The sequence below is a fragment of the Hephaestia caeni genome, assembly GCF_003550065.1.
In the GTDB taxonomy this organism is placed as follows: domain Bacteria; phylum Pseudomonadota; class Alphaproteobacteria; order Sphingomonadales; family Sphingomonadaceae; genus Sphingomonas; species Sphingomonas caeni_A.
Map to the genome: position 1 here is coordinate 816,717 of NZ_QXDC01000004.1, position 24,328 is coordinate 841,044.

The window sequence follows — 24,328 nt, forward strand, 5'->3', positions numbered from 1 at the left end:
AGGAAGGGTCGGGGAGCAGCGGCCAGGAGTGGAGAAAGCGCGAACCGAGCATCGAGCCCGGTTCGCGCTGCCCCACCCCCTGCCCCTCCCCTGAAGGGGAGGGGTTTTCCGATTATGGGCTATTGGCTCACACAGGCGCGGACGGTGCAGGCCGATAGTGTGATCTCGCGCTTCGACCCGCGGTTCTGGACGGTCAATTTCCCGCGACCGATGATGGCGAGCGTCGTCACCACCGCGCCCGACGCGCTGCGCGTCGATGCCGTCTTCTATCGCAAGAGCGACCTCGCCGGGCTGATCTGGGAAGCCGAGGACAATATCGACCACCCGTTGCTCGCCTATGAGACGGCGCGCGACTTTCGCGACTGCGTGCTCTCGTTCCGCTGGCGATCGGACGGGGTGCGCACGCTCGATGCGATCGACGGGCCGACGCTGACGATCGAGGGGCGCGATGCCGACGGGGCGCCGCGCGCCTGGTATGTGCGGCTATGGAACTACGCGATCGGGACGGCCCGCGACGCGCAGGTGACGCTCGATTTCGCTCACCTGGTGGGCGGGTTCGCGCTTCCGCAAGAGGCCGATCCGGTGTGGGCGGGCGATATCGACCGGATGTTCATCTCGCTGGTGGCGCCGGGCTATACCGAGGGGGACGACGGCCTGCTCGCCGATCCCGCCGAGGGCTGGTGCGAGCTGAGCGGGATCGCTTGTGCCGGGGCGGGCGCGGTGCTGGCGATCGGCGACGCGATCGTGCCCGAGCACGCCATGAGGATCGCGAGCGGTTATGACGACAGCTATCACCTGACGCCCGCGCGGCTGCTGCGGAACGCCTTCCAGCTCGGCTATCGCGGGCTGATCGACCATTATGTCGGCATGAGCCACTATTTCCGGCTCCAGGCAAACGGGCCGGACCTGTATGTGAGCCTGACCGGTGGCGCGCTGAATGCCGCATGCGCGGCGTGGCATCGCGATTTTTCGCGCCGGGCGCGGGCGCTGGGATACGACGTGATCTGGTCGCTGTCGTACGAGCTGTTCGACCAATATTGCTGGAACGACTGGAAGCAGCGCGCGTGGGACGGGAGCCCGGCGCTGACCGGGTGGGAGCCGCCCTCGACCTTGCTGTCACCGGCGCATACCGGGGCGATGGCGTATCTGCGAGCGGTCGCGGTGGCGTTCATCGCGCTGGCGCGCGAGAGCGGGATGCCGGCGAAGTTCCAGGTCGGCGAGCCGTGGTGGTGGGTGACGGCCGACGGGCGGCCGTGCCTCTACGACGATGCCGCCAAGGCGGCGTTCGGGGACGATCCGGTGGAGATCGCGAGCGTGCGCGGGACGCTCGACGACGATCAGACGGCGTTGCTCGACACGGCGGGGGCGTTGCTCGCGCAATCGACCGCGGCGCTGATCGACGCGCTGGTGGCGGCGTTCACTTATGTCGAGACCTATCTGCTGGCCTATCTGCCGAGCGTGCTCGATCCCGCGGCGCCCGAGATCCGACGCGCTAATTTGCCGACCGGCTGGGCAGCGCCGGCGTTCGACGTGCTCCAGCTCGAGGATTACGACTGGGTGACGCGCGGCAATAGCGGCGCAAGTGCGGCGGCGCGGGCGGCGGCGACCGCGCGGCTCGGCTATCCCGAGGCCGAGCAGCATTATCTGTCGGGCTTCGTGCTCAACCCCGAGGATGCGGATCAATGGCGCGCGATCGAGGCGGCGGCGGATGCCGCGCGCGGGCGCGTCGCCGAGACCTTCGTCTGGGCGCTGCCGCAGGTGATGCGCGACGGATTCACCCATTTCGACGAGGAGACCGAGGTGCAGGCATTCGATGACATACTGTTCCCGCTGGCGCTGGGCCGCGAGGCCGAGGTGGCGCCGGGCTTTTCCACCGCGATCGTGACCAGCGCGGGCGGGCACGAACGGCGCAACGCGAGCTGGGCCGAGGCGCGGACCCGCTACGATGTCGGGCCGGGGGTGCGATCGGAGGCGGATATCGCGACCCTGCTCGCCTTCTTTCGCGCGCGGATGGGATCGGCACGCGGATTTCGGCTGCGCGATCCGTTCGACGGCAATTCGGGCGCGGGCAGCGCGATCGACCAGCAGATCGGCATCGGCGACGGCGCGGCGACACGGTTCGCGATCGTCAAGCATTACGGCGCGCATCAGCGGCGGATCACGCGGCCGGTGGCTGGCAGCGTGCGCGTGGCGGTGGATGGCGATGAGACCACGGCATTCACGATCGAACGGGGCGGGTGGATCGCACTCGATGCGCCACCGGCCACGGGGGCGGCGGTGACGGCGGGGTTCGCCTTCGACGTGCCGGTGCGGTTCGCCGAGGATCAGTTGAGCGTGACGCGCGCGACCTTCCTGGCGGGCGCGGCGCCCTCGGTGCCGCTGATCGAACTGCGCGAGGATTGAGATGACGACCTTTCTCGACGGCGACCTGACGACGATCGCCTTGTGCTGGCGGCTCGAACGGCGCGACGGCGTGACGATCGGGCTGACGACGCACGACCGCGACCTGATGATCGGCGGATTGCTCCACCGCGCCGCGCCGGGGATGACCCCTTCCGCGATCGAACGCAGCGAGGGGCTCGACCCCGACACGATGGACGTGGCGGGCGCGCTCACCAGCGGGGCGATCGGCGAAGACGATCTGATCGCGGGGCGCTGGGACGGCGCGCGGGTGGCGTTGTTCGCGGTCGACTGGACCGACCCGGCCGCGAGCGTGGCGCTGGGCGAGGGCACGATCGGCGCGGTCGAGACCAGAGACGGCGGGTTCACGGCGGAACTGCGCGGTGCGGCGGCGGCGCTCGACCGGCCGGTGGTGGAGGCGACCTCGCCCGAATGCCGCGCCGAACTGGGCGACCAGCGTTGCCGGATCGCGATGGCCGGGCGGCGACGGATGGCGCGCATCGTCTCCGGCGACGATACGACGATCGTCATCGATAGCGCCGAACCGGTGGCCAACGCCTATGGCAACGGCCTGCTGCGCTGGCTGGGTGGGACCAACGGCGGATGCGAGAGCGCAATCGCGGTGTCGGCGGGCGTCACGCTGACGCTGACCGCGCCACCGCCCTTCGTGGCCGACGCGGGGACAATGATCGAGCTGATCGAGGGCTGCGACAAGAGCTTCGCGACGTGCCGACACCGGTTCGACAACGTCTCCAACTTTCGCGGCGAGCCCTTCCTGCCCGGGATCGACCTGCTGACACGGTATCCCGGCGGATGACCGGGCTTTCGATCCGGGTGCCGCACACAAGGAGCGACCGCGTCGTGGCGGCGGCGCTGGCGCTGGTCGGCGTGCGGTTTCGGCCGCACGGGCGCGATCCGCGCTTCGGGCTCGATTGCGTGGGGCTGGCGGGGTACGCGCTCAGGGCCGGCGGCTATCGGGGGCCGGTGCCCGACGATTACGGACTGCGGCACGGCGATGCGGCGCGCGCGCGGGCCATCATCGACGCGCTCGATGTGATCGATGGCATCGGCGGCCCCGGCGAAATGCTGCTGTGCGTGAGCGCGCCGGGACAATTGCATCTGGCGATCTCGATTCCCGGCGGGCTGGTTCATGCCGACGCGCTGCTGCGGCGCGTGGTGGCACGACCGGGCACGGCGCCCTGGCCGGTGCTGGGGCGCTGGCGACTGGAGGAGGAATAATGGCGACTCTGGTGCTGACCGCGGTCGGGACGGCGATCGGCGGGCCGATCGGCGGTGCGCTGGGCGGGCTGCTGGGGCAGGCGATCGATCGCGACGTGCTGTTCAAGCCCAAGGGGCGGCGGGGGCCGCGGCTGACCGAACTGGCGGTGCAAACGTCGAGCTATGGCAGCCCGATCCCACGCCTCTACGGCACGATGCGGGTCGCGGGATCGGTGATCTGGTCCACCGATTTCGTCGAAACCGAACAGGAAGGCGGCGGCGGCAAGGGCAAACCGTCGCAGACCAGCTACAGCTATTCGGTGTCGTTCGCGGTGCTGTTGTCGGCGCGGCGTATCGGCGGCGTCCGGCGGATCTGGGCCGACGGCAAGCTGCTGCGCGGGGCGGCGGGCGACTTCAAGACGCCGACCGCCTTCCGCCTGCACCCGGGCAGCGAGGACCAGACGCCCGATCCCGGCATGGCCGCCGCGATCGGATTCGGCGCCACGCCCGCGCATCGCGGCGCGGCCTATGCGGTGTTCGAGCAGTTCGAGCTTGCCGAATACGGCAACCGCATCCCGTCGCTGACCTTCGAGATCGTCGCCGACGATGCCCCGGTAAGCGCAGGCGCGATCGCCGCCGATCTTTCGGGCGGCATCGTCGACGGTGCGGGCGCCACCCAGATGCTCGGCGGCTTTTCGGCATATGGCGACAGCGTGCGCGGGGTGCTGGAGACGCTGGCGGTGGCGAGCGGCGGCTGGTTCGCTCCTGCCGGCGCGCGTATCCGCTTCACCGCCGACGGCGCACCTGTCCGCACGATCGAGGATCGCGGCGACGGCGCCGGCACCCGCGGCGGCACGAGGGCCGTCCGCACGATCGCGCCGATCGATACCGTGCCGCAATCGATCACGCTGGCGCATTACGATCCCCAGCGCGATTACCAGACCGGCTTGCAGCGCGTGCGGCGCCCCGGCGCGGGCGTGCGCGAGGAGCGGATCGAGATGCCTGCGGTGCTATCGGCATCGGCCGCCAAGACGATGGCGGCAGCGACGCTGTCGCGCGCGGCGACGGCGCGCAGCCGGCGGGCGCTTGCGATCGGCTGGGATGCCGCCGATCTTGCGCCCGGCGACGTCGTGGCGCTGGCCGACGCGCCCGGACGCTGGCGGATTGCCGGGTGGCGGCTCGAAAGCTTCGTGCTGACGCTCGATCTGGTGCGCCTCGCCAGCGCGCCGATCGTCGCCAGCGCCGATTCGGGCACCGGCCTCACCGCCCCCGATCTGCCCAACGGCCCGACGATCGTCCACGCCTTCGAATTGCCCGCGCTCGGCGACGCCGTGCTCGCAGGCCCGCGCGTGCTGATCGCGGCGGGAAGCGCCGCGCCGGGATGGCGCGGCGCGGCGTTGCGGTACAGCATCGACGGCGGCGCGCAGTGGGCATCGGCGGGCAACGCCCGCGTGCCGGCGACGATCGGCGTGGTAGCGGTGCCGCCCGGCGTGGCGCCGGCGACGCTGGCCGATCGACACCACGCGATCGAGGTGATTCTCGCCAGTGCGGAAGCGACGCTGGGCAACGCCGGGGACGTGCTTCTCGATGGCGGCACCAATCTGGCGCTGGTCGGCGACGAATTGCTCCAGTTCGGCCGCGCCGAGCAGATCGATGCGACGCGCTGGCGGCTCTCGCGGCTGTGGCGCGGCCGGCGCGGCACCGAGGCCGCGATCGGCACCCAGGCAGCGGGCGACCGGTTCGTACTGCTGACGCCGGGAACGATCGTCGCGATCGATGTGCCGCTTGCAGCACTCGGTGCGACGGTGCGCGTGCTTGCCTCGGGCGCGGGGGATACCGAGATGCCCGCCGATGCCGAGGCGCCGCTGACCGGAGCGTCGGTGCTGCCGCCGTCACCCGTCCACCTGCGCACCGACACCTTGCCCGACGGCGATCTGCGGCTGCGATGGATTCGCCGGAGCCGCGCGGGCTGGCGCTGGCTCGACGGTGTTGATGTGCCGCTGGCCGAAGAGCGTGAGGCGTATCGACTGACGCTGGCAGGAACCCCCGACACCGTTATCGACGCCACCACCGCCGAGATCGTGCTGTCGGCGGGCGAGCGCCCCCACGGCGCGACGCCGGCGGCGCTGGTCCAGGTCGGCACCCACGGCCTGTCGCCGAGCGCCCCGGTGATCTTACCCGCGTTCGAGGAGGAATGACGATGAGCGACGAAACCAGCGCGCGCCTGGCGCTGCCCTTGCTGAACCCCGGCCAGGCCCAGAAGGAAATGACGCACAATGAGGCACTGACGCTGCTCGACCTGACACTCGGCGCGTTCGTGCGCGATATCGGGGTGGACGATCCGCCCGCCGCGCCCGCGATCGGCGATTGCTGGATCATCGGCGCGGCGCCCGTGGGCGCCTGGGCCGGCCAGCCGCACGCGATCGCCGGATGGACCGCGGGCGGATGGCGCTTCATGGCGCCGGTCGACGGGCTCTGCGCCTGGGTCGATGCAGCGGGCGTGCCGGCTCGTTTCCTGTCCGGCGCCTGGCAGATCGGCGAGGTCGCAGCGACGCGCATCATGATCGACGGCGTCCAGGTGCTGGGCGCGCAAGGTGCCGCCATCGCGGCACCTGCGAATGGCACGACGATCGATGCCGAGTGCCGCGCCGCGCTGAACGCGGTGATCGCGGCGCTCAGCGCGCACGGCCTGATCGCTTCCTGAATCGTCGTTGTTGCAGCGGGTTCCAAAGCCTCGGATTTGTTGCGTTTTGGCAACAGAAGGCGAAATTTGTTCGCTTGCGCGGAAACTAACCCCGGAGTAGGGAGTTGGGGCTGTCCGTAGTGACAACCAAGAAAGGGGATTATGATGCGGAAGCTTGCCGTCGCACTGGCACTCGCTTCGACCGTTCTTGCCTCGCCTTCGCTGGCCCGCGACAAGTCGTGGTATGTCGGCGTCGAAGGTGGCGCGATGATCGTCGAAGATATTGAATTCGACGTCGGAGAAGCCTCAAAGGCGACTGTGGTCGACAGTAACTACGGTTACGATGTCGATGGCACCGTCGGTTACGATTTCGGCGCGTTCCGCGTTGAAACCGAAGTCGGTTATCGGCGCGCCACCGTCGACGGGATTTCGTCGACCGTTGCCACGCCGCTCTATGCCAATGGCGGCTTGGGCAATCTCGCTGCCGGGAATTACGATTTCGCTGGCGGATCGACCTCGGCGCTGAGCTTCATGCTCAACGGCTTGCTCGATTTCGGCGATGACGATGGCATCCAGGGGTTCGTCGGCGGTGGTGTCGGCGTCGCTCGCGTGAAGGCCAATTATGCGCTGAACACCGGCGGACCGTTCCTCGACGATTCGGACACGGTCTTCGCGTGGCAGGGCCTCGCCGGCGTTCGCGCGCCGATCAGCGATCATCTGGACGTGACGTTCAAGTATCGCTTCTTCAACGCCGACAACGTCAAGTATGTCGACGTGACGAACCGCGACTTCGAGGGCCGGTTCCGGTCGCACAGCGTGCTGGGTGGGCTGACGTACAACTTTGGTGCGCCGCCGCCTCCCCCGCCGCCTCCGCCGCCTCCGCCCCCGCCGCCGCCTCCCCCGCCGCCTCCGCCGCCGCCTCCGCCCGAGGTTGTGTGCTCGCCGGGTCCGTTCATTGTCTTCTTCGAATGGGACAAGTCGAACATCACCCCCGAGGCTGCGTCGATCCTGGACAACGCGATCACCGCGTACCAGAGCTGCGGCAACGCGCAGGTCATGCTGGCCGGCCACGCCGACCGTTCGGGTCCGGCCGACTACAACGTCGGTCTGTCACAACGTCGCGCGGACTCGGTGAAGGGCTACATGACGTCGCATGCGATCCCCGAGGGCGTGATCTCGACCGAAGCGTTCGGCGAAAGCCGTCCGCGGGTCGATACCGCCGATGGTGTCCGCGAGGTGCAGAACCGCCGCGTGGAAATCACCTATGGGCCGGGATCGGGCATGTAAGCTCGCTTCCAAGCGAACAACAAAGAGGGGGGTCGGCGTTGCCGGCCTCCCTTTTTTTATGCGCTTCCTTCGTGATGGCGTCGTAAAGCGCGGAAATCGCGCCCAAACGGCTGGAAAAATCGACGGCGGGCGTTACATCGGGCGGGTCCGGGCCGCGGCCCCTCCATTTTTCGGGAAGCTTTCCGCCTCATGCGCATCACGATGATCGGATCGGGCTATGTCGGCCTGGTATCAGGGGCCTGCTTTTCCGATTTCGGCCACGACGTCATCTGCGTCGACAAGGACGCGGCCAAGATCGACGCGCTCGATGCGGGCAATATGCCGATTTACGAACCCGGTCTCGACCAACTCGTCGCGGCCAACGTCGCTGCCGGGCGGCTGAGTTTCACCACCGACCTTGCCCAGGCCGTCGCCGGGGCGGACGCGATCTTCATCGCTGTGGGCACGCCATCGCGCCGCGGCGACGGCCACGCCGACCTGACCTATGTCTTCGACGCGACGCGCGAGATCGGCGCCGCGATCACCGGCCCGGCGGTGGTGGTGACCAAATCGACCGTTCCGGTCGGCACCGGCGACCGCGTCGAGGCGATCCTGCGCGAGGTGTGCCCGGACAAGCAGGTCGCGGTCGTCTCCAACCCCGAATTTCTGCGCGAAGGCGCCGCGATCGGCGATTTCAAGCGCCCCGACCGCATCGTCGTCGGTACCGAGGACGAGCGTGCGCGGCAGGTGATGCGCGACATCTATCGTCCGCTCTACCTGAACGAGAGCCCGCTGCTGTTCACCGGCCGCCGGACCGCCGAGCTGACCAAATACGCCGCCAACGCCTTCCTCGCGACCAAGATCACCTTCATCAACGAGATTGCCGATCTGTGCGAGGCGGTGGGCGCCGATGTGCAGGACGTGGCGCGGGGAATCGGGCTCGACAAGCGGATCGGCGGCAAGTTCCTGCATGCGGGGCCCGGCTATGGCGGCTCCTGCTTCCCCAAGGACACGCTCGCGCTGCTCAAGACCGCCGAGGACGCCGAAAGCCCGGTGCGGATCGTCGAGGCGGTGGTGAAGGTCAACGACAGCCGCAAGCGCGCGATGGGACGCAAGGTGATCCACGCGCTGGGCGGCGACGCGCGCGGCAAGACCGTCGCGCTGTTCGGCCTGACCTTCAAGCCCAACACCGACGATATGCGCGACGCGCCCAGCCTGGCGATCGTGCAGGCGCTGGAAGACGCCGGTGCGCGGGTGCGCGCATTCGACCCCGAGGGCATGGAGATCGCGCGCGACCTGATGCCGGGGGTGACCTTCTGCACCGATGCTTATGACGCGGCGACCGACGCCGACGTGGCGGTGATCGTGACCGAATGGAACGTGTTCCGGGCGCTCGATCTCGATCGGCTCGCCGATGTGATGGCGGCGCCGGTGCTGGTCGACCTGCGCAACGTCTATTCGCCCGCCGAGATCGCGCGGACGCCCTTCACCTACCATTCGATCGGGCGATGACCACGCCGCCGCCGATCGCGGGATTGCTCGAGACGGCGCTGTACGTCGACGACCTCATACGATCGGCGGCGTTTTTCGAAGACATCATGGGCCTGAAGGCGATGTTCCGATCCGAGCGGTTGATCGCTTATGACGCGGGGCCGCACGCGGCGCTGCTCGTCTTCGCGCGCGGCGGATCGACCGAGGATAGTATCTCCGAGCGCGGGACGGTCCCCGGCCACGACGGCGCGGGGCCGCTGCATATGGCATTTCGCATCACCGCCGACAGCTATGATATCTGGCACGCGCATCTGACGGCGGCGGGTGTCACGATGCGCGGCGAGATGGCGTGGCCCGCAGGCGGCCACAGCCTCTATTTCGAGGATCCGGACGGCCACGTCCTCGAACTGGCGACGCCGGGGATCTGGCCGAACTACCCAGCCGACTGATCGGCGCGCGCGCTCAACGCCCGACCCAATCCGCCACCTGTGCCGCGACCTGATTGGCCGCCTGATTGAGCGCGATGCCGACCGACCTGGCGTCGATGGCGGCCACCGGCACGCGCGCTTCGAAGCGTTGCTTCTCGATCGCATCGCTGCCGCCCCGAATCAGCGCGCCGTCATAAATGACAACGGCTTCCTGCGTCGCCGCATCCACCCCGAAATCGCGCAGTTCGCCGGCAAGCCGGCTGCCGGGATCGATCCGCGATTGCGCCGAACTGAGCACGACACGCCCGGTGCGCGCGGTGATCGTATCCGCCATCAGCCGCGCGAACAATTGCGCGGGCGGCTCGACCCATTGCGCGTCCTTGACGTAGGCGACCGACGTATCGGTCGCCTGGACGGGCACGCGCAGCACCGAGAGTTTCTGCGGCACCGCGGGCACGGTGACCAGGATCGTCGCGGCGTCGGCCGAGCTTTGCGGCTGGCCGGTCGCAACGGTCGCTTCGGTCGTCAGCGTCAACAGCGAGGGCGGTGGCTCGGCCCCGAAACTGATGCACGCGGCAAGCGGAAGCACCGCGAGCAGGATGGCGGATCGCTTCAACATCGTGCGGCTCCTGTTGGTCATTTCCCGGGCTTGTAATCGGGGAGCTTCTGCGGGCCGATCAGCGACCCGGCACCGCCCTGATCGAGCTTTTGCGCCACCGAAGACAGTGATTCGGACATCACGCGCAGATCGTGGACGAGCTGGCCCACCTCGGGAACGGTCTGTTTCGAGAATGCTTGCAGCCCCGGCCGCGCATCGCCGATCGCAGCGTTGAGCGTGTCGGTGCTCGCCTTCGCCGATTTGATGGCCTCGTTGAGGTTCGCCATCGCCGGCCGCACGTCTTCGGACAGCACGCCGTTGGTGGTCGCGGCGAGATCGCCGATCTTTTCCGCCGCATCGCCCGCCTGCTGGACGGCGATCCGCGTCTGCGCGAGCGTCGCGGCGATTTCCGGGCCGCGATCGGCAAGCGCGCTCGTGAGGCGATTGGTGTTTTCGAGGATACCCGCGATCGACGCCTGGTTCTTGTCCGACAGCATCTGCGTCAGCCGCTCGGTCAGCGCCGAGAGCCGTTCGAGAAGCTGCGGCGCCGAATTGAGCACCGCGCCGAGGCCGCCGATCCGGGTCGGAATGACCGGCACGCCGAACGGGCATTGGGTGACGGCGTTTTCCTTGGGGCAGGTGATCTCGGGCTGCCCCTTCTCGCCGCCGTCGAGCGCGACCGTGCTGGTGCCGGTGAAGCTGCTCTGAACGGTGGCGGTCGTGCCGCGCAGGATCGGAATATCGGGATCGAGCGCGACGCGGACGCGCACGAGTTGCGGATCGGGCTTCCACAGCGCGATCTCGCGCACCTGGCCGGCGGGCACACCCGAATAAGCGACCGCCGAACCCTTGGCGAGACCATCGACCGACTGGCGGAAGAAGATGTCATATTCCTTCTCCTCCGCGCCGCTCAGCCGCGCCAGCCAGACGATGAAGAAGGCGAGCAGCAGCAGCAGGATGAGCACAGCGGCCCCGACCAGAACATGGTTCGAACGCGTTTCCATCAAACAGCCCCTGCCTCTTGCTGCGCCTTGTTGCGCTTCACCGCCGCGGTCGCGGCCCGCCCGCGCGGCCCATTGAAATATTCCTGGATCCACGGATGGTCCATCGCGAGCAGCTCGGGAATCGTGCCGACCGCGATGACTTTCCTGTCGGCGAGCACCGCGACCCGATCGCAGATCGCGTACAATGTATCGAGATCGTGGGTAATCAGAAACACCGTCAGCCCGAGCGTCTTGTGCAGCGACTTGATGAGCGCGTCGAACCCCTCAGCACCGATCGGATCGAGCCCCGCGGTCGGTTCGTCGAGGAACAGCAATTGCGGATCGAGCGCGAGCGCGCGCGCCAGCCCCGCGCGCTTGCGCATCCCGCCCGAAAGCTCGGACGGATATTTGGGGCCGGCCTCGGGCGCGAGCCCGGTCATGACCACCTTGTAGGCGGCGATCTCGTCGAGCAGCCCCTGATCGAGGCTGGGATAGAATTCGCGCAGCGGCACCTGGACATTCTCGGCGACCGTCAGCGTCGAGAACAGCGCCCCGCCCTGAAACAACACGCCCCAGCGCTTGCGCATCGCGGTCGCTTCGGCCTCGTCGACGCTGAGCGCGTTCTCGCCGAACACCGTGATCTCGCCGGTATCGGGCGGCTGGAGGCCGATGATCGAGCGCATCAGCACTGACTTCCCGGTGCCCGAGCCCCCGACCACCCCGAGAATCTCGCCGCGGCGGACATCGAGATTGAGATCGTCGTGGACGATCTGGTCCCCGAAGCTGTTCTTCAGGCCGCGAACGCGGATGATCGGCTCATCACACTCGGCCATCAGATCCACCCGATCCAGGTGAAGAAGACGGCGAAGAACGCATCGAGCACGATCACCAGGAAGATCGCCTGCACCACCGCGCTGGTGGTGCGCAGCCCGACCTGCTCGGCATCCGATTCGACGAGCATGCCCTGGAAGCAGCCCGCGATGGCGATGATCGCGCCGAACACCGGTGCCTTGACCAGCCCGACATAGAGATCGGTGATCGGCACCACTTCGCGCAGACGCTGGACGAAAGTGACGGGCGGAATACCCAGCGACACCCAGCACAGCAAACCGCCGCCGATGATTGCCACCAGCGACGCGTAGAAGCCCAACAGCGGCATCAGGATGATCGCCGAGATCGTGCGCGGCAGCACCAGCGCTTCCATCGGCGACACGCCGATCGTGCGCATCGCGTCGATTTCCTCGGTCAGCTTCATCGTGCCGAGTTGCGCCGCGAACGCCGAGCCCGAACGCCCCGCGACCATGATCGCGGTCATCAGCACGCCCAGTTCGCGCAGCGTGATGCGGCCGATCAGGTTGATCGTCAGCGCTTCCGCACCGAACTGGCGCAACTGCACCGCGCCCTGCTGCGCGATCACGATCCCGATCAGGAAGCTCATCAGCCCGATGATGCCGAGCGCCGACACGCCCACCACCTCGAACCGGTGGACCGTCGCGTTGAAACGGAAACGGCGCGGGTCGCGCACCACGTTCCAGAACGCGATCGTCGTCGCGCCGAGGAAGCCGAGCAGGCCGTAGAGCGTCGTCAGGCTGACGACGACGGCATCGCCGATTTCGCCCAGCACGCGGGTGAAGGGAGTCGGCGGCGGTGCCCGCGCCGCGACGGGCGCATCGGCCGCGCTCACCTGATCGAGGAGGTATCGGCCGTCGGCATCGAGACCGGTGATCTCGGCATCATGCTCGGTCGCGAATCGGTGGATCAGCCATGCGCCGACCGTATCGATATGGTCGATCCCGCTCATATCGAGCCGATCGACCGCGCCTTCGTAGCTATGCAGTCGATCGGGAAGGTCGCCGATCGACGCAAGCGCGAGCGTGCCGGAGAAGCGGAGCGTGCCATCCCGATCGGCTGGAGTGAAGGCAGCAGGCGCGGTCATTGCTGCCTCATGTGGTGCAAAGTGGCTGGATCGGCAAGCCGATAGCGGCTTATGGGACCATCATGCAGCGCCTCGCCATCTACGACATGGATCGCACGATCACCCATGCCCCCACTTGGACGCCGTTCCTGTGGGGGACGATGCGCCGCCACGCGCCCTGGCGGATGATCCTGGTGCCCGCCGCCGTCATCGCCGCGTTCGGCTATCTCGCGCGGGTGATCGATCGCGCGCGGCTCAAGCAGACGATGCAGCGGCTGCTGCTGGGCGGATCGCTGGCCCCCGAGGCCGTGGAGGCGGCAGCCGAGGCGTTCGCCGAGCGTGTGACCGCGACCGGCGTGTTCGCCGGCGCACGCGAACGGATCGCGGCCGATCGCGCCGCCGGATACCGGCTGGTGATGGCGACCGCGTCGTACCGATTCTATGTCGGCGCGATCGCCGACCGGCTCGGCTTCGACGACGTGATCGCGACCGAAGCCGAGATCGACGAGACCGGGCGGCTCTACGCGAGGATGGTCGGCGACAACGTCTACGGCCCCGCCAAGCTTGCCGCGATCGAGGCGTGGCTGGCGCGCGAGGGCATCGATCGCGCGGATTGCCACATCCGCTTCTATTCGGATCATGTCTCCGACGCGCCGGTGCTGGGCTGGGCCGACGAACCGTTCGCGGTCAACGCGCACGGGCCGCTGCGCGCGCTCGCCCGAAAGCGCGGCTGGCCGATCGTCGATTGGGAACGGTAAACAGCGTTCGCACGTGCCCTGCTCCTGCGACAGCAGGAGCCCGGGAGATGACCCGATTCGCCTATCAGAGCGCAACATCGACCGTGTGAATGACAAGGCCGACCAGCCCGCCCACCAGCGTGCCGTTGACGCGGATATATTGCAGATCGCGCCCGACCGCATTTTCGAGCCGGTCGGTGATCGTACGCGCATCCCAGCCGCGCACCGTTTCCGACACCAGCCGGACGATCCCGTCGCCGTAATCGGCGGCGATCCCGACCGCGGCGCGGCGCACGAAGCGGTTGATCGTCGCGCGCAGTTTATCGTCGTGCTGGAGCGTCTCGCCCAACTGGCGCAGCGCCTCCCCGAATTGGCCCGCGAGCGCGTCATTGGGATCGCGCACGAGCCCGATCAGGCCGCGCCGCATCTGTTCCCACATGCTCATCCACCAGCGCTCGATCGCAGGGTTATCGAGCATTTCCGCCTTCAACCGGAAAACCCGATCGCGCATTTCGGGATCGTGCTGGAGATCGAACGCGAGTTCGGCGAGGCTGTCTTCGATCTTGAGCCGCAGCGGATGCCCGGGATCGTCGGCCATCTCGCCGAGCAAGCGATCGAGCGCGTCGATGATCTTGTTGGCGATCGTCTCGTCGAGCCCGGTCCAGCGCAGGATCGACCCCGACCGTTCGTGGACCATCGATCGGATCAGCGCCTCGTTGCGCTCCAGCAGCGCGTTCGCCCAGCGGATGCCCGCATCGAGGAGCGGGACGTGCCGATCCTCCTTCATCGCCGCCTTGAGCGCCCGGCCGAGCGTGGGCGCGGCGTTGATCTCGCGCAGGCGCCCCGCCAGCGCGCCCTTGACCATGCCGCCCAGCCGTTCCTGATCGAGCGATTCGAGCACATCGGCGATGAGGCGCGAGGCGCCGCGCCACAGCCGGCCGCGCTCGGGCGGGGCGGCGAGGAACTTGCCGATCGCCGCGGCGATATCGACGCGCCGCATCCGCCGCGCGACGACGGCGGGGGTCAGGAAATTGGCGCGCAGGAACGAGGCGAGCGTGGTGCCGATCCGATCCTTGTTCCGCGGCACGATCGCCGTATGCGGGATCGGCAGCCCGAGCGGATGGCGGAACAAGGCGGTGACCGCGAACCAATCGGCGAGCCCGCCCACCATCGCCGCCTCGGCGAAGCTCCGCAGATAGCCGAGGCCTGGATGCGCAGGCTCGAACGCGCGCGCGACGAAGAACAGCGCCGCCATCAGGACGAGCAGCCCCGTCGCGATCACCCGCATCCGCACGAGCCCCGGAGGGGCGGTATCCGACGGCAAGGGGCGGGCGATACGATTCATCACCGAAACAATCCCCGAAGCCGAGGATTGTTCAAGTGATTCGTCATTCCGCCGGCTGTGGTTCCTCGTCGTCACCGCGATAGCCGATCGCCCCGCGCCGGCCCGGCAGTGCCGGCCCGCCGTGGTGATCGATCGCGGCCGGCTCGTCATCGCCGGGACGATAGGTGAGCAGACGACGGCCGAGCTTGGGCCCGATCCAGCGCTCGACCCCGACCGCGAGGCTGAAGGTCGCCGGCACGATCAGCAGCGTGAGCAGCGTCGACAGCGCGAGCCCGCCGATCACGGTGATGCCCATCGGCGCGCGCCAGCTATTGTCGCCGGTCAAGGAGATCGCGGTCGGGATCATGCCCGCGATCATCGCCACCGTCGTCATCACGATCGGCTGCGCGCGCTTGTGGCCGGCATCGATGATCGCGGTCAGGATGTCGACGCCCTTGCTCATTTCCTCGAGCGCGAAATCGATCAGCAGGATCGAGTTCTTGGCGACGATTCCGAGCAGCATCAGCAACCCGATGAACACCGGCATCGACAGCGCGCTGCCCGTCACCGCCAGCGCGAGCAAGCCGCCGAGCGGCGCCAGCAGCAACGAGCCCATGTTGACGAACGGCGGCAGGAAGCGGCGATAGAGCAGCACCAACACCGCGAACACCAGGAAAGTGCCCGAAATCACCGCGATGATGAAGTTCTTGATCATCTCGGCCTGCCATTTCTGCTGGCCGACGCTCATCTCGTGCACGCCGAGCGGCAGGTTCTTCATCAGCGGCAGGTTGTGGATATCCTGCATCGCGACGCCGCTGACGATGCCTTGCGCCAGATCGGCGCCGATCGTGAGCTGGCGCTGCTGGTTGAGGCGCTCGATCTTGGTCGGGCCGGCGCCGAAGCCGATATCGGCGACCACGCGCAGCGGCACCGATCCGCCGGATTGCGTGGTGACCGGCAGGTTCTCGATCGTCGACAGCCGCTCGCGCGCGCTTTCCGACAGCGCGACGCGGATCGGAATCTGACGATCGGAGAGCGAGAAGCGCGCGCTGTTCTGATCGATATCGCCCAGCGTCGCGATGCGGATCGCGCTCGACATCGCTGCGGTCGTCACGCCGAGATCGGCGGCGAGATCCATGCGCGGGCGGATGACGATCTCAGGCCGCTGGAGGTCGCCGGTGATGCGCGGCGCGACCACGGTCTTCAACTTCGCCATCTGGTTGACGAGCTTGAGCGCGGTCTCGTTGAGAAGTTTGGGATCCTCGCCGCCGAGCACGATCGTCAGGTCGCGCCCGCTCGACCCCCAGCCGCCTTGCGACTGGAAATTGACGCGCGCATCGGCGATCTTGTTGAGTTCGGGCGCGAGGCCGCGTTCGAACTGGACGGAGGTGATCTCGCGATCGTCCGCAAGCTGCGCAGTGACGCGGCCCGAGCCGACGAAGCTGCGCTGATAGACCGAGGTCACGATCTTCTGTTCACGCAGCAGATGCGCCACGCGATCGACGACCGCCTGCGTCTGCTCGAGCGTGGTGCCGGGCACCATCTCGACGCGTACCGTGCTCGAATCGTCGTCCTGCTCGGGCTGGAACTGCTTGGGCAGCACGCCGAACATCACGATCGTCAGCAGGAAAGAGGCAAGACCGAGGCCGAGCACCCAGATCCGGTGATCGCGAAAGCGCGCGCGCACCCGGCCGAAGAAGCCCCGCCCCGCCGCGCGCGCCTTGGCGACGCGCGAATCGAGCGTCCAGCGCAGGATCTTCATGTAGGCGTCCATCATCCAGCCTTCGCCGTGCTTGGCGTGGCCGAACGATTTCAGGAAATAGGCAGCGATCATCGGCGTCACGAGGCGCGCGACCGCAAGGCTCATCAACACCGAGATGACGACGGTAAGGCCGAAATTCTTGAAGAACTGGCCCGAGACGCCCGGCATCAGCCCGACCGGCAGGAACACCGCGACGATCGACATGGTGGTGGCGAGCACCGCCAGGCCGATTTCGTCGGCCGCGTCGATCGAGGCCTGATACGCGCTTTTGCCCATGCGCATGTGGCGCACGATATTCTCGATCTCGACGATCGCGTCGTCGACCAGCACCCCCGCCACCAGACTCAAGGCGAGCAATGTCATCTGGTTGAGGTTGAACCCCATCATCTCGATGAACCAGAAACTGGGGATCGCCGACAAGGGGATAGCAAGCGCCGAGATCAGCGTCGCGCGCCAATCGCGCAGGAACAGGAACACGACGACGACCGCGAGGAACGCGCCCTCGATCATCGCGTCGATCGCGCTCGCATATTGCTCCTCGGCGTATTTGGCGTTGTTGTAGAGGAGCTGGAACTGGATCTTGGGATTGCGTGTCTGGAGATCCTTCAGCTTCTCGACCGCGCCGTGATAGACGGTGACGTCCGACGACCCCTTGGCGCGCTGGATATCGAAGCTCACCACCTGCCGGCCGTTGATCGCCGACGATGAGGTGCGTTCGGCATAGAGATCCTTGACCTCGCCGATATCGGCGAGCTTGACCGTCCGCCCATCGCCGACCGCGATCTGCGTCTGGCCGAGATCGTAGGCGGTCTGCGCATTGCCCAGCACGCGCACCGCCTGTTCGGACCCCGCGATCTCGGCCTTGCCGCCCGCGGCGTTGAGATTGACCTGGCGGAGCTGCTGGTTGACCGCGCTCGCCGTCAACCCTTGCGCCTGGAGCTTCGCGGGATCGAGAATGACGCGAATCTCACGGCTGACCCCGCCGTTGCGATTGACGCCCGCCATGCCGGGGACAGAGAGCAATTCCTTGGCGACGTCGTTGTCGATGTACCAGCTCAGCTCCTCGATCGTCATGTCGGTCGCGATCGCGGAGAAGCTGGCGAGATCGTTGTTGGTCGTGTCGACGCGGCCGATCTGCGGTTCGAGGATGCCGTCGGGCAGGTCGCTCCTGATCTGCTGAACCGCGCTGCGCACATCCTCGACCGCGCGATCGATCGGGGTGCCGATATCAAGCTGGATCACCGTTTCCGACTGGCCTTCGGTGACCGTCGAATTGATCTCGTCGATACCCGGCAGGCTGCGCACCGCCGATTCGACGCGCTGGGTGATCTGCGTCTCCATTTCCGACGGCGCCGCGCCCGGCTGCGAGATGACGACCCAGACGATCGGGAAATCGATATCGGGCTGGTTGTTGACGTCCATCCGCATGAAGCTGACGATCCCCGCCAGCGTCAACGCAACGAACAGGACGATCGACGGAACCGGGTTCCGGATCGACCAGGCGGAGATGTTGCGGAAGCTCATGGGCTGGAGTCCTTAGCTCGCACGCTTCTGGAGGACCGGTTTCACCTTGTCGCCGGGATTGAGGAAGGCGCCCGCCGAAACCACGACGCGCTCGCTGCCGTCGAGCCCGCCGGCGATCGCGACGCCCGCGTCGGAGACCTCGCCGGTGGTAACGTTGCGGCGGACCACCTTGTCGTCCTTGTCGACGATATAGACGTAATTCTGCCCGCCCTCGCTCTGGACGGCCGATTCGGGAAGCAACGGCGCCTGGTTCGAGCCGGCGATGATCCGCGCCGTGGCGAAGCCGCCGGGCCGGAGCGCGGGCGCGTAGCTGAGCGCGATGCGCGCGATGCCCTGGCGCGTCTGCGGATCGATCACCGACGAAATCTGCCAGATCTGGCCCTTGAACTGCTCGTCGGTTCCCACCGGCGTTACCGTCGCGGGCACCCCGACCGACAGCCGCGTGAGATCGGATTCGGCGAGCTTCGCCTGCATTTCCATCTGGCCGCCGAGCGCGACCCGGAACAGCACGCCGCTGCCCGCGCTCACGATCTGGCCCGGCTCGACGTCGCGGGTCAGCACCAGCCCCGCCGCGGGCGCCCGGATATCGAGCCGGCCGTTACGGGCCTGCGTCTCGGCGAGCGATGCCTTGGCGACGTTGACGCGCGCGACCGCAGCATCGCGCGTGGCGGTCTTGCTGTCGATATCGGCCTGCGAGATGAAGCCGCGCGAGACGAGCTGCTTCGCGCGATCGAGATCGGCCTGGGCGAGCTTGGCATCGGCCTCGGCGACGCGAACCTGTGCGGCGAGCGACGCCGCGGTTTCGGATTGGACCGAGCGATCGACCGTCGCGAGCACCTGACCCGCCTTCACCCAGGTGCCGGCGTCGACCAGCACGCGCGTGACGCGACCGCCCTCACCCGCGACCCCGACCGGCATCTCGCGGCGCGCGGCGATCGTACCGGTCGCCGAGATGTCGCGGACGATCGTGTTGCTGCCGGGCTGCATGACGGTGACCGTCGGAATTTGGCTGCTCGGATCGCTCGCGCCGAACGGCTGGTCGGTCGGCTTCGAATGGCCGAGCGCAAGATAGCCGACCACGAGCACCACCGCGGCCGCGACGATGACGTATACCAGCCAGCGACGGCGGCGCCCGCCTTCGCTCATGTCCGGCAACGCATAGCGCTCCGCCTCGCCGACGCCCCCCGATTCGTAGTTCATGTGCTGCGTCACTTTCCCGTCCCGGCCATGCTGCCGTTTTTGTCGAGCGGTGTATTATAGAAATATATCACCGACCTCAAGCGGTCGTGTGCGCTTTTTTTGTTCATCCAGCGTGAACGAAACCTGAGCGCGTTTGATAATGCGTCTTTCGACGCATGGGGGCGCCGACCCGCTCCCTCACCCGGCCACCCAACAGTGTATTCTATGGGTGGTCGGGTGAGGGAGCGGGCCGGCGCCGCCTGGAAAATCGCCCTTCCGCGATGTCCCAAACAGCCTCGCGCAAGCCGTTACTTGGAAGTAACGGTTGCAATGCGCCTTGGTTGCCGCGAGGATGTGCGCCGTCGTTCCTGAGGGGGTGCGGCAACAGGGGAGCCGGATCGATGCCCGAGCGCTCGATGCTGGAATGGGTGCTGATCGGCACTGTCGTGGGCGTGATCGCGCGGCTGCTGATGCCAGGTCGCGATCCGGGCGGTTTCGCCGTCGCGATCCTGATCGCCATCGTCGGCGCGATGTTCGGCGGCATGATCGCCCAGATGCTCGGCTGGCCGATCGGCGAGGGCTGGGGCAACGACATTGCCGCCGGGGTCGGCGCATTGGCGCTGATGCTCGCCTATCGCTGGGTTCTGGCGCGCCGCACCAGCCACTGAGAACGCGTTCTGGTAAAGCTGCCTTTCAGCGCAATGCGGCCCCGGCCCACTCCCCCACCCGCCGTTCAGCGCAGGTTGTGCGCGCCGCGCCATCATATCCACAGCTTTACCCAGGAGAATATTTCATGCGCCGTACCGCCATCGCCCTTGCCGCCGCACCGCTCGCCGCCATGCCGGCAGCCGCACAGACGCCCCCCGCCGCCACGCCCGCCATCCTGCCCGACGGCACGCTGCTCGACGTGAACGCCGAGGGCAAGAGCACCCGCGTCCCCGATCTCGCCACGATCCGTGCCGGCGTCGTGACGCAGGCCGCGACCGCCGCGGCGGCGCTGAGCGAGAATGCCGCGCGCATGGATCGCGTGCTCGCCGCGCTGAAGGGAGCCGGCGTCGCCGCGCGCGATATCGCGACCGCCAATGTGCAATTGTCGCCGCAATATCGGTATGGCGAGAACCAGCCGCCGGTCATTACCGGCTATCAGGCGACCAATTCGGTCTCGATCCGCTTCCGGGATATCGCCAAGAGCGGCACGATCCTCGATACGCTGGTCAAGCAGGGCGCCAACCAGATCGACGGCCCCAATCTCTCGCTCGACAACCCCGATGCCGCGCTCGACGAAGCGCGCGCCGATGCCGTCAAGCGCGCCCGCGCGCGTGCCGAGCTATACGCCAGTGCCGCGGGGCTCACGGTCTCACGCATCGTCTCGATCAGCGAGAGCGGGAGCAATGCCGGCTATCCGCCGCCGCGCCCGGTGATGTACGCCGCGCGCGCAGAGGCCGCGGCCGACACCGCGATCGTCCCCGGCGAAACCGACATCACCGTCAATCTCCAGGTGCGCTTCCTGCTCAAATGAGAAAAGGCGCCGCCCGGTGATTGCCGGGCGGCGCCTTGATCGTGCGTCGCGATTGACGCCGTTTCGGTCAGCGCACGCTGCCGCGCCGGATCAGATTGACGATGCCGAGCAGCACGACCGCGCCGACGAACGACCAGAACAGGCCCACGACGCTGAAAGTGGTCAAGGTGGCGCCCGATCCGAACAGGCCGCCGATCCAGTTGCCGACGAACGACCCGATCACACCGACGACGACATTGAGGATGATGCCCTGCTGCGCGTCCGTCCGCATCACAATGCTGGCGAGCCACCCGATGATCCCGCCCACGATGATGGCAATGATGATACCCATGAATCCATCCCTCCGTTCCTGGCCCGGTGTGACGCCGGGCTGTGGAGGGAAAGACTCGCGAACGGGCCAGTTTGTTCCGCAGGCGTTTTGGTTATCGTATAAGTCTCGCGACCTGTTCCGGTTGAGACGGCACCGGCCCGTTCCCCCAGCCCATCACCCATGCAGTATAATGACTTGGGTGGCAGGGTGGGGAACGGGCCGGTGCCGCTTCCACGTCAGTGGAACAAACCTCAGTATTTCTGCTGGCGTTCGTAGAGCGACTTGTAATGCTGGATGCGCGTCACGCGCAGCCCCGGCATGCCCGAGCGATCGATCGCCCGCTGCCAGCTCGCGAATTCCTCCGCGGTAAGACCATAGCGATCGCAGACTTCGTCCACCGTCAGCAGCCCGCCGTTGACCGCGGCCACGACCTCGGCCTTGCGCCGCACCACCCAGCGGGTCGTGTCGGCAGGCGGCAGCGTTTCCAGCGTCAGCGGTTCGCCGAGCGGGCCGATTACCTTGGCAGGGCGAATCTTCTGGTTCTCGATCATCTATACCTCATCGGGGCGGGGGTCCCCTCTCTCACTCAACACAGCACGACCTATGCCGGCAGGGGATTCAACATCGCCTGAAACGGCACGGTAAACGCCACCTTCACGCTTCATGCCGTCCGCGCAGCGTGGCGGCGACCACCGCGTTGAAGGCACCGTGCGCCGGGGCGAGCAGACCCGCCTCTGCGCACGGACACGCCATCCGCGCGAAGAACAACGCCGTCGGGCTCGCGGCCTGACGCGCCGAGACGGAAACCATCATCACCGCCAGATCGGGCGGCAGGCCGACGAGCGCCTCGCTCTTGTCAAAACGGCTGAAACCCAGATCGACCAACGCCCGACGAACCTTCTCATTTCGACTTGTTCGGGAATCGCTCCTAAGCCGCGTGTCTGAAGGTCCGGTAAACTCGCGTGCAAGAGCTTGGAAACCGTCGCGGCTTTGCATCGCCGCGCGGCGTGGCTTATGGGCGGCGCCGATGATCGAAGGCGATTTCCAGCTCGGCGCCGATCCGGCCCGCCGCCGCATCGTCGTCGCCATGTCGGGCGGCGTCGACAGTTCGGTGGTGGCCGCGCTCGCGCATGCGACGGGCGCGGAGACGATCGGCGTGACGCTCCAGCTCTACGACCACGGCGAGGCAGTGGGCCGCGCGGGCTCGTGCTGCGCGGGCCGCGACATCCGCGACGCGCGCGCGGTGTGCGACCGGCTGGGCATCGCGCATTACGTGTTCGACCACGAATCGAGCTTCCGCGAGCAGGTGATCGACGATTTCGCCGACGAATATCTTGCCGGCCGCACGCCGATCCCGTGCGTGAAGTGCAACATGGGGCCGAAGTTCACCGATCTGTTCGGGCTTGCGCGGGAGCTTGGCGCCGATGCGCTCGCGACCGGCCATTACGTTCGCCGGATCCAAGGCGCTGACGGCCCCGAATTGCACCGTGCGATCGATCCGGCGCGCGACCAGAGCTATTTCCTGTTCGCGACCACCACCGCGCAGCTCGATTTCCTGCGCTTCCCGCTCGGCGCCTTGCCCAAGGCGCGGGTGCGCGAGATCGCGGCCGACCTGGGCCTGGGGGTCGCCGCCAAGCCGGACAGCCAGGACATCTGCTTCGTCCCCGATGGCGATTATGCGACGCTGGTGAAGAAGCTCCGCCCCGAGGCGGACGCATCGGGCGATATCGTCGACGAGGCGGGGCGCAAGCTGGGCGAACATCGCGGGCTGATCCATTTCACCGTCGGCCAGCGGCGCGGGATCGAGATCGGCGGCCAGGCCGAACCGCTCTACGTCGTCCGGCTCGAGCCCGAATCGCGGCGACTCGTGGTCGGCCCGAAGACGGCGCTCGCGGTACGCGCGGCGCGGTTGACCGACATCAACTGGATCGGCGGCCGCGCCACCGGCGCCGTCACCGCCAAGGTGCGGTCGCTCGCCAAGCCGGTGCCGGCGCGTATCCAAGGCGACGACCTGATGTTCGACGCGCCCGAATACGGTGTCGCACCGGGGCAGGCCGCGGTGCTCTACGCCGGCGAGCGCGTGCTCGGCGGCGGGTGGATCGCCGAAACCGAGCGGGCGACGACAGCGCTGGCTGCCTGAGCCCGTCGATCGCTGTCATCGAGACATTGCATGACGTGATCCCGGACCCAATGTGGGTTCGAACCGTTACTGCAATGATCCACAAATCAGCCAAGGGAGCATCACGATGGCCACGACCAACGCGCCGCTGAAAACGCCGACCGATCTCAAGACCAACGCCGCCAAGACGGTCGCCGAAGCGCTGAACGGCATCCTCGCCGATTCGTTCGCGCTCTATTTCAAGACCAAGAATTTCCACTGGCACGTCTCGGGCCCGCATTTCCACGATTATCACCTGATGTTCGACGCCCAGGCCGCGCAGATCCTCGCGACCACCGACCAGATCGCCGAACGTGTGCGCAAGACCGGCAACACCACGCTGCGTTCGGTCGGCGACATCGGGCGGCACCAGTCGCTCAAGGACAACGACAGGGATTTCGTGAAACCCGAAGACATGCTGGTCGAGCTGCGCGACGACAACCTCAAGCTGGTCGAGGCGCTGCGCGAAGCCAAGGACATCGTCGACGACGCCAAGGACAACGCGACCAGCGGCATCCTCGACGACTGGACCGACCAGGCCGAGGAGCGCGCGTGGTTCCTGTTCGAGGCGAGCCGCAAGAGCTGAGCGGGAACAGACACCCCGACGCACGGTTGAACCGGCGCGGCGAATCGGAGACGTATCATGCTCAAATGGGCTTTCATCTTCCTGATCGCCGGGCTGGTTCTCGGCGTGCTCGGCTTCACCACGATCGGCGGAGCTTTCGTGGGCATCGCCAAGATCCTGTTCTTCATCGTGATCGCGATCGTCGTCATCCTGCTTGTGCTCGGGCTGCTCGTCGGCAAGGGCGTCAAGGACGCGATCGACTGATCCG

24 protein-coding genes are annotated in these 24,328 nt (G+C 67.5%); 14 read left to right on the forward strand and 10 right to left on the reverse strand.

What is annotated here, in order from left to right:
* Window positions 1-114: 114 nt before the first annotated feature.
* The 8 genes from DFR49_RS18500 to DFR49_RS18535 all read left to right on the forward strand — a co-directional run bounded on the left by DFR49_RS18500 (window position 115) and on the right by DFR49_RS18535 (window position 9,507).
* Entirely contained in the window at window positions 115-2,403 is a 2,289-nt protein-coding gene (locus DFR49_RS18500) for a DUF2460 domain-containing protein (RefSeq protein ID WP_119037120.1), read from the forward strand.
* A gap of 1 nt (window position 2,404) precedes the next feature.
* A complete protein-coding gene (locus DFR49_RS18505; protein WP_119037121.1) occupies window positions 2,405-3,217 on the forward strand; it encodes a DUF2163 domain-containing protein in 813 nt (270 codons plus the stop codon).
* Window positions 3,214-3,639, forward strand: coding sequence for a peptidoglycan endopeptidase (locus DFR49_RS18510; protein WP_119037122.1), 426 nt, complete (start codon window positions 3,214-3,216; stop codon window positions 3,637-3,639). The genes DFR49_RS18505 and DFR49_RS18510 overlap by 4 nt, the downstream gene beginning before the upstream one ends.
* Window positions 3,639-5,816, forward strand: coding sequence for a phage tail protein (locus DFR49_RS18515; protein WP_119037123.1), 2,178 nt, complete (start codon window positions 3,639-3,641; stop codon window positions 5,814-5,816). The genes DFR49_RS18510 and DFR49_RS18515 overlap by 1 nt, the downstream gene beginning before the upstream one ends.
* 2 nt (window positions 5,817-5,818) lie before the next feature.
* A complete protein-coding gene (locus DFR49_RS18520; protein WP_119037314.1) occupies window positions 5,819-6,322 on the forward strand; it encodes a DUF2793 domain-containing protein in 504 nt (167 codons plus the stop codon).
* A 144-nt stretch (window positions 6,323-6,466) separates the two neighbouring features.
* A complete protein-coding gene (locus DFR49_RS18525; protein ID WP_119037124.1) occupies window positions 6,467-7,588 on the forward strand; it encodes an OmpA family protein in 1,122 nt (373 codons plus the stop codon).
* Between the two features lie 189 nt (window positions 7,589-7,777).
* Window positions 7,778-9,079, forward strand: a complete 1,302-nt coding sequence (locus DFR49_RS18530; protein WP_119037125.1) for a UDP-glucose dehydrogenase family protein — start codon at window positions 7,778-7,780, stop codon at window positions 9,077-9,079.
* Window positions 9,076-9,507 carry a VOC family protein gene (locus DFR49_RS18535; RefSeq protein ID WP_119037126.1) on the forward strand — a complete coding sequence of 144 codons (432 nt, stop codon included), beginning with the start codon at window positions 9,076-9,078 and terminating at the stop codon, window positions 9,505-9,507. The genes DFR49_RS18530 and DFR49_RS18535 overlap by 4 nt, the downstream gene beginning before the upstream one ends.
* 13 nt (window positions 9,508-9,520) lie before the next feature.
* Here the strand turns inward: DFR49_RS18535 and DFR49_RS18540 are convergent, their stop codons facing one another.
* The 4 genes from DFR49_RS18540 to DFR49_RS18555 are packed head-to-tail and all read right to left on the reverse strand — an operon-like array spanning window position 9,521 to window position 13,003.
* The gene (locus DFR49_RS18540) at window positions 9,521-10,105 is read right to left on the reverse strand and encodes an ABC-type transport auxiliary lipoprotein family protein (RefSeq protein ID WP_245968631.1); all 585 of its coding nucleotides are present in this window, start codon (window positions 10,103-10,105) and stop codon (window positions 9,521-9,523) included.
* Between the two features lie 17 nt (window positions 10,106-10,122).
* The gene (locus DFR49_RS18545) at window positions 10,123-11,088 is read right to left on the reverse strand and encodes an MlaD family protein (RefSeq protein ID WP_119037128.1); all 966 of its coding nucleotides are present in this window, start codon (window positions 11,086-11,088) and stop codon (window positions 10,123-10,125) included.
* Complete coding sequence (locus tag DFR49_RS18550; RefSeq protein WP_119037129.1) at window positions 11,088-11,900, reverse strand: ABC transporter ATP-binding protein; 813 nt, start codon at window positions 11,898-11,900, stop codon at window positions 11,088-11,090. Before DFR49_RS18550 ends, DFR49_RS18545 begins: the two co-directional genes overlap by 1 nt.
* Complete coding sequence (locus DFR49_RS18555) at window positions 11,900-13,003, reverse strand: ABC transporter permease (RefSeq protein ID WP_119037130.1); 1,104 nt, start codon at window positions 13,001-13,003, stop codon at window positions 11,900-11,902. The genes DFR49_RS18550 and DFR49_RS18555 overlap by 1 nt, the downstream gene beginning before the upstream one ends.
* 62 nt (window positions 13,004-13,065) lie before the next feature.
* On the opposite strand from DFR49_RS18555, the gene DFR49_RS18560 reads away from it, so the two are divergent.
* The gene (locus tag DFR49_RS18560; RefSeq protein WP_119037315.1) at window positions 13,066-13,740 is read left to right on the forward strand and encodes an HAD family hydrolase; all 675 of its coding nucleotides are present in this window, start codon (window positions 13,066-13,068) and stop codon (window positions 13,738-13,740) included.
* Between the two features lie 64 nt (window positions 13,741-13,804).
* On the opposite strand, the gene DFR49_RS18565 is transcribed toward DFR49_RS18560, so the two are convergent.
* Genes DFR49_RS18565 through DFR49_RS18575 form a run of 3 tightly spaced genes read right to left on the reverse strand, consistent with a single transcriptional unit; the run spans window position 13,805 to window position 19,529 of the window.
* A complete protein-coding gene (locus DFR49_RS18565; RefSeq protein ID WP_245968632.1) occupies window positions 13,805-15,064 on the reverse strand; it encodes a DUF445 domain-containing protein in 1,260 nt (419 codons plus the stop codon).
* Window positions 15,065-15,107: 43 nt separating this feature from the next.
* A complete protein-coding gene (locus tag DFR49_RS18570; protein ID WP_119037131.1) occupies window positions 15,108-18,329 on the reverse strand; it encodes an efflux RND transporter permease subunit in 3,222 nt (1,073 codons plus the stop codon).
* Window positions 18,330-18,341: 12 nt separating this feature from the next.
* Window positions 18,342-19,529 carry an efflux RND transporter periplasmic adaptor subunit gene (locus tag DFR49_RS18575; RefSeq protein ID WP_119037132.1) on the reverse strand — a complete coding sequence of 396 codons (1,188 nt, stop codon included), beginning with the start codon at window positions 19,527-19,529 and terminating at the stop codon, window positions 18,342-18,344.
* Window positions 19,530-19,909: 380 nt separating this feature from the next.
* Between DFR49_RS18575 and DFR49_RS18580 the strand changes: the two genes are divergently transcribed.
* Both DFR49_RS18580 and DFR49_RS18585 read left to right on the forward strand, forming a co-directional pair.
* The gene (locus DFR49_RS18580; protein WP_245968633.1) at window positions 19,910-20,176 is read left to right on the forward strand and encodes a GlsB/YeaQ/YmgE family stress response membrane protein; all 267 of its coding nucleotides are present in this window, start codon (window positions 19,910-19,912) and stop codon (window positions 20,174-20,176) included.
* A gap of 125 nt (window positions 20,177-20,301) precedes the next feature.
* Window positions 20,302-21,027 (forward strand): SIMPL domain-containing protein, encoded by a 726-nt coding sequence (locus DFR49_RS18585; RefSeq protein ID WP_119037133.1) that lies wholly within the window; start codon window positions 20,302-20,304, stop codon window positions 21,025-21,027.
* Between the two features lie 67 nt (window positions 21,028-21,094).
* Here DFR49_RS18585 and DFR49_RS18590 read toward each other — a convergent pair whose 3' ends face one another.
* From DFR49_RS18590 to DFR49_RS18600, 3 genes are all read right to left on the reverse strand, one after another.
* A complete protein-coding gene (locus tag DFR49_RS18590) occupies window positions 21,095-21,358 on the reverse strand; it encodes a GlsB/YeaQ/YmgE family stress response membrane protein (protein WP_119037134.1) in 264 nt (87 codons plus the stop codon).
* Between the two features lie 230 nt (window positions 21,359-21,588).
* A complete protein-coding gene (sciP, locus tag DFR49_RS18595; protein ID WP_119037135.1) occupies window positions 21,589-21,888 on the reverse strand; it encodes a CtrA inhibitor SciP in 300 nt (99 codons plus the stop codon).
* A gap of 103 nt (window positions 21,889-21,991) precedes the next feature.
* Window positions 21,992-22,222 (reverse strand): hypothetical protein, encoded by a 231-nt coding sequence (locus DFR49_RS18600; RefSeq protein WP_119037136.1) that lies wholly within the window; start codon window positions 22,220-22,222, stop codon window positions 21,992-21,994.
* Window positions 22,223-22,364: 142 nt separating this feature from the next.
* Here DFR49_RS18600 and mnmA point away from each other — a divergent pair, with 142 nt between their 5' ends.
* The 3 genes from mnmA to DFR49_RS18615 all read left to right on the forward strand — a co-directional run bounded on the left by mnmA (window position 22,365) and on the right by DFR49_RS18615 (window position 24,324).
* Complete coding sequence (gene mnmA, locus DFR49_RS18605; RefSeq protein ID WP_119037137.1) at window positions 22,365-23,477, forward strand: tRNA 2-thiouridine(34) synthase MnmA; 1,113 nt, start codon at window positions 22,365-22,367, stop codon at window positions 23,475-23,477.
* 106 nt (window positions 23,478-23,583) lie between these two features.
* Window positions 23,584-24,081 carry a Dps family protein gene (locus DFR49_RS18610; protein ID WP_119037138.1) on the forward strand — a complete coding sequence of 166 codons (498 nt, stop codon included), beginning with the start codon at window positions 23,584-23,586 and terminating at the stop codon, window positions 24,079-24,081.
* A gap of 57 nt (window positions 24,082-24,138) precedes the next feature.
* Entirely contained in the window at window positions 24,139-24,324 is a 186-nt protein-coding gene (locus DFR49_RS18615) for a DUF1328 domain-containing protein (protein ID WP_119037139.1), read from the forward strand.
* Window positions 24,325-24,328: the final 4 nt, after the last annotated feature.

Coding starts and splice junctions, on each gene's coding strand:
- DFR49_RS18555 (WP_119037130.1), bottom strand. CDS start 13,003: ATGACCGCGCCTGCTGCCTTCACTCCAGCCGATCGGGATGGCACGCTC.
- DFR49_RS18610 (WP_119037138.1), top strand. CDS start 23,584: ATGGCCACGACCAACGCGCCGCTGAAAACGCCGACCGATCTCAAGACC.
- DFR49_RS18520 (WP_119037314.1), top strand. CDS start 5,819: ATGAGCGACGAAACCAGCGCGCGCCTGGCGCTGCCCTTGCTGAACCCC.
- DFR49_RS18565 (WP_245968632.1), bottom strand. CDS start 15,064: ATGAATCGTATCGCCCGCCCCTTGCCGTCGGATACCGCCCCTCCGGGG.
- DFR49_RS18505 (WP_119037121.1), top strand. CDS start 2,405: ATGACGACCTTTCTCGACGGCGACCTGACGACGATCGCCTTGTGCTGG.
- DFR49_RS18550 (WP_119037129.1), bottom strand. CDS start 11,900: ATGGCCGAGTGTGATGAGCCGATCATCCGCGTTCGCGGCCTGAAGAAC.
- sciP (WP_119037135.1), bottom strand. CDS start 21,888: ATGATCGAGAACCAGAAGATTCGCCCTGCCAAGGTAATCGGCCCGCTC.
- mnmA (WP_119037137.1), top strand. CDS start 22,365: ATGATCGAAGGCGATTTCCAGCTCGGCGCCGATCCGGCCCGCCGCCGC.
- DFR49_RS18590 (WP_119037134.1), bottom strand. CDS start 21,358: ATGGGTATCATCATTGCCATCATCGTGGGCGGGATCATCGGGTGGCTC.
- DFR49_RS18540 (WP_245968631.1), bottom strand. CDS start 10,105: ATGTTGAAGCGATCCGCCATCCTGCTCGCGGTGCTTCCGCTTGCCGCG.
- DFR49_RS18580 (WP_245968633.1), top strand. CDS start 19,910: ATGCCCGAGCGCTCGATGCTGGAATGGGTGCTGATCGGCACTGTCGTG.
- DFR49_RS18500 (WP_119037120.1), top strand. CDS start 115: ATGGGCTATTGGCTCACACAGGCGCGGACGGTGCAGGCCGATAGTGTG.
- DFR49_RS18530 (WP_119037125.1), top strand. CDS start 7,778: ATGCGCATCACGATGATCGGATCGGGCTATGTCGGCCTGGTATCAGGG.
- DFR49_RS18570 (WP_119037131.1), bottom strand. CDS start 18,329: ATGAGCTTCCGCAACATCTCCGCCTGGTCGATCCGGAACCCGGTTCCG.
- DFR49_RS18615 (WP_119037139.1), top strand. CDS start 24,139: ATGCTCAAATGGGCTTTCATCTTCCTGATCGCCGGGCTGGTTCTCGGC.
- DFR49_RS18575 (WP_119037132.1), bottom strand. CDS start 19,529: ATGAACTACGAATCGGGGGGCGTCGGCGAGGCGGAGCGCTATGCGTTG.
- DFR49_RS18515 (WP_119037123.1), top strand. CDS start 3,639: ATGGCGACTCTGGTGCTGACCGCGGTCGGGACGGCGATCGGCGGGCCG.
- DFR49_RS18525 (WP_119037124.1), top strand. CDS start 6,467: ATGCGGAAGCTTGCCGTCGCACTGGCACTCGCTTCGACCGTTCTTGCC.
- DFR49_RS18510 (WP_119037122.1), top strand. CDS start 3,214: ATGACCGGGCTTTCGATCCGGGTGCCGCACACAAGGAGCGACCGCGTC.
- DFR49_RS18545 (WP_119037128.1), bottom strand. CDS start 11,088: ATGGAAACGCGTTCGAACCATGTTCTGGTCGGGGCCGCTGTGCTCATC.
- DFR49_RS18585 (WP_119037133.1), top strand. CDS start 20,302: ATGCGCCGTACCGCCATCGCCCTTGCCGCCGCACCGCTCGCCGCCATG.
- DFR49_RS18560 (WP_119037315.1), top strand. CDS start 13,066: ATGCAGCGCCTCGCCATCTACGACATGGATCGCACGATCACCCATGCC.
- DFR49_RS18535 (WP_119037126.1), top strand. CDS start 9,076: ATGACCACGCCGCCGCCGATCGCGGGATTGCTCGAGACGGCGCTGTAC.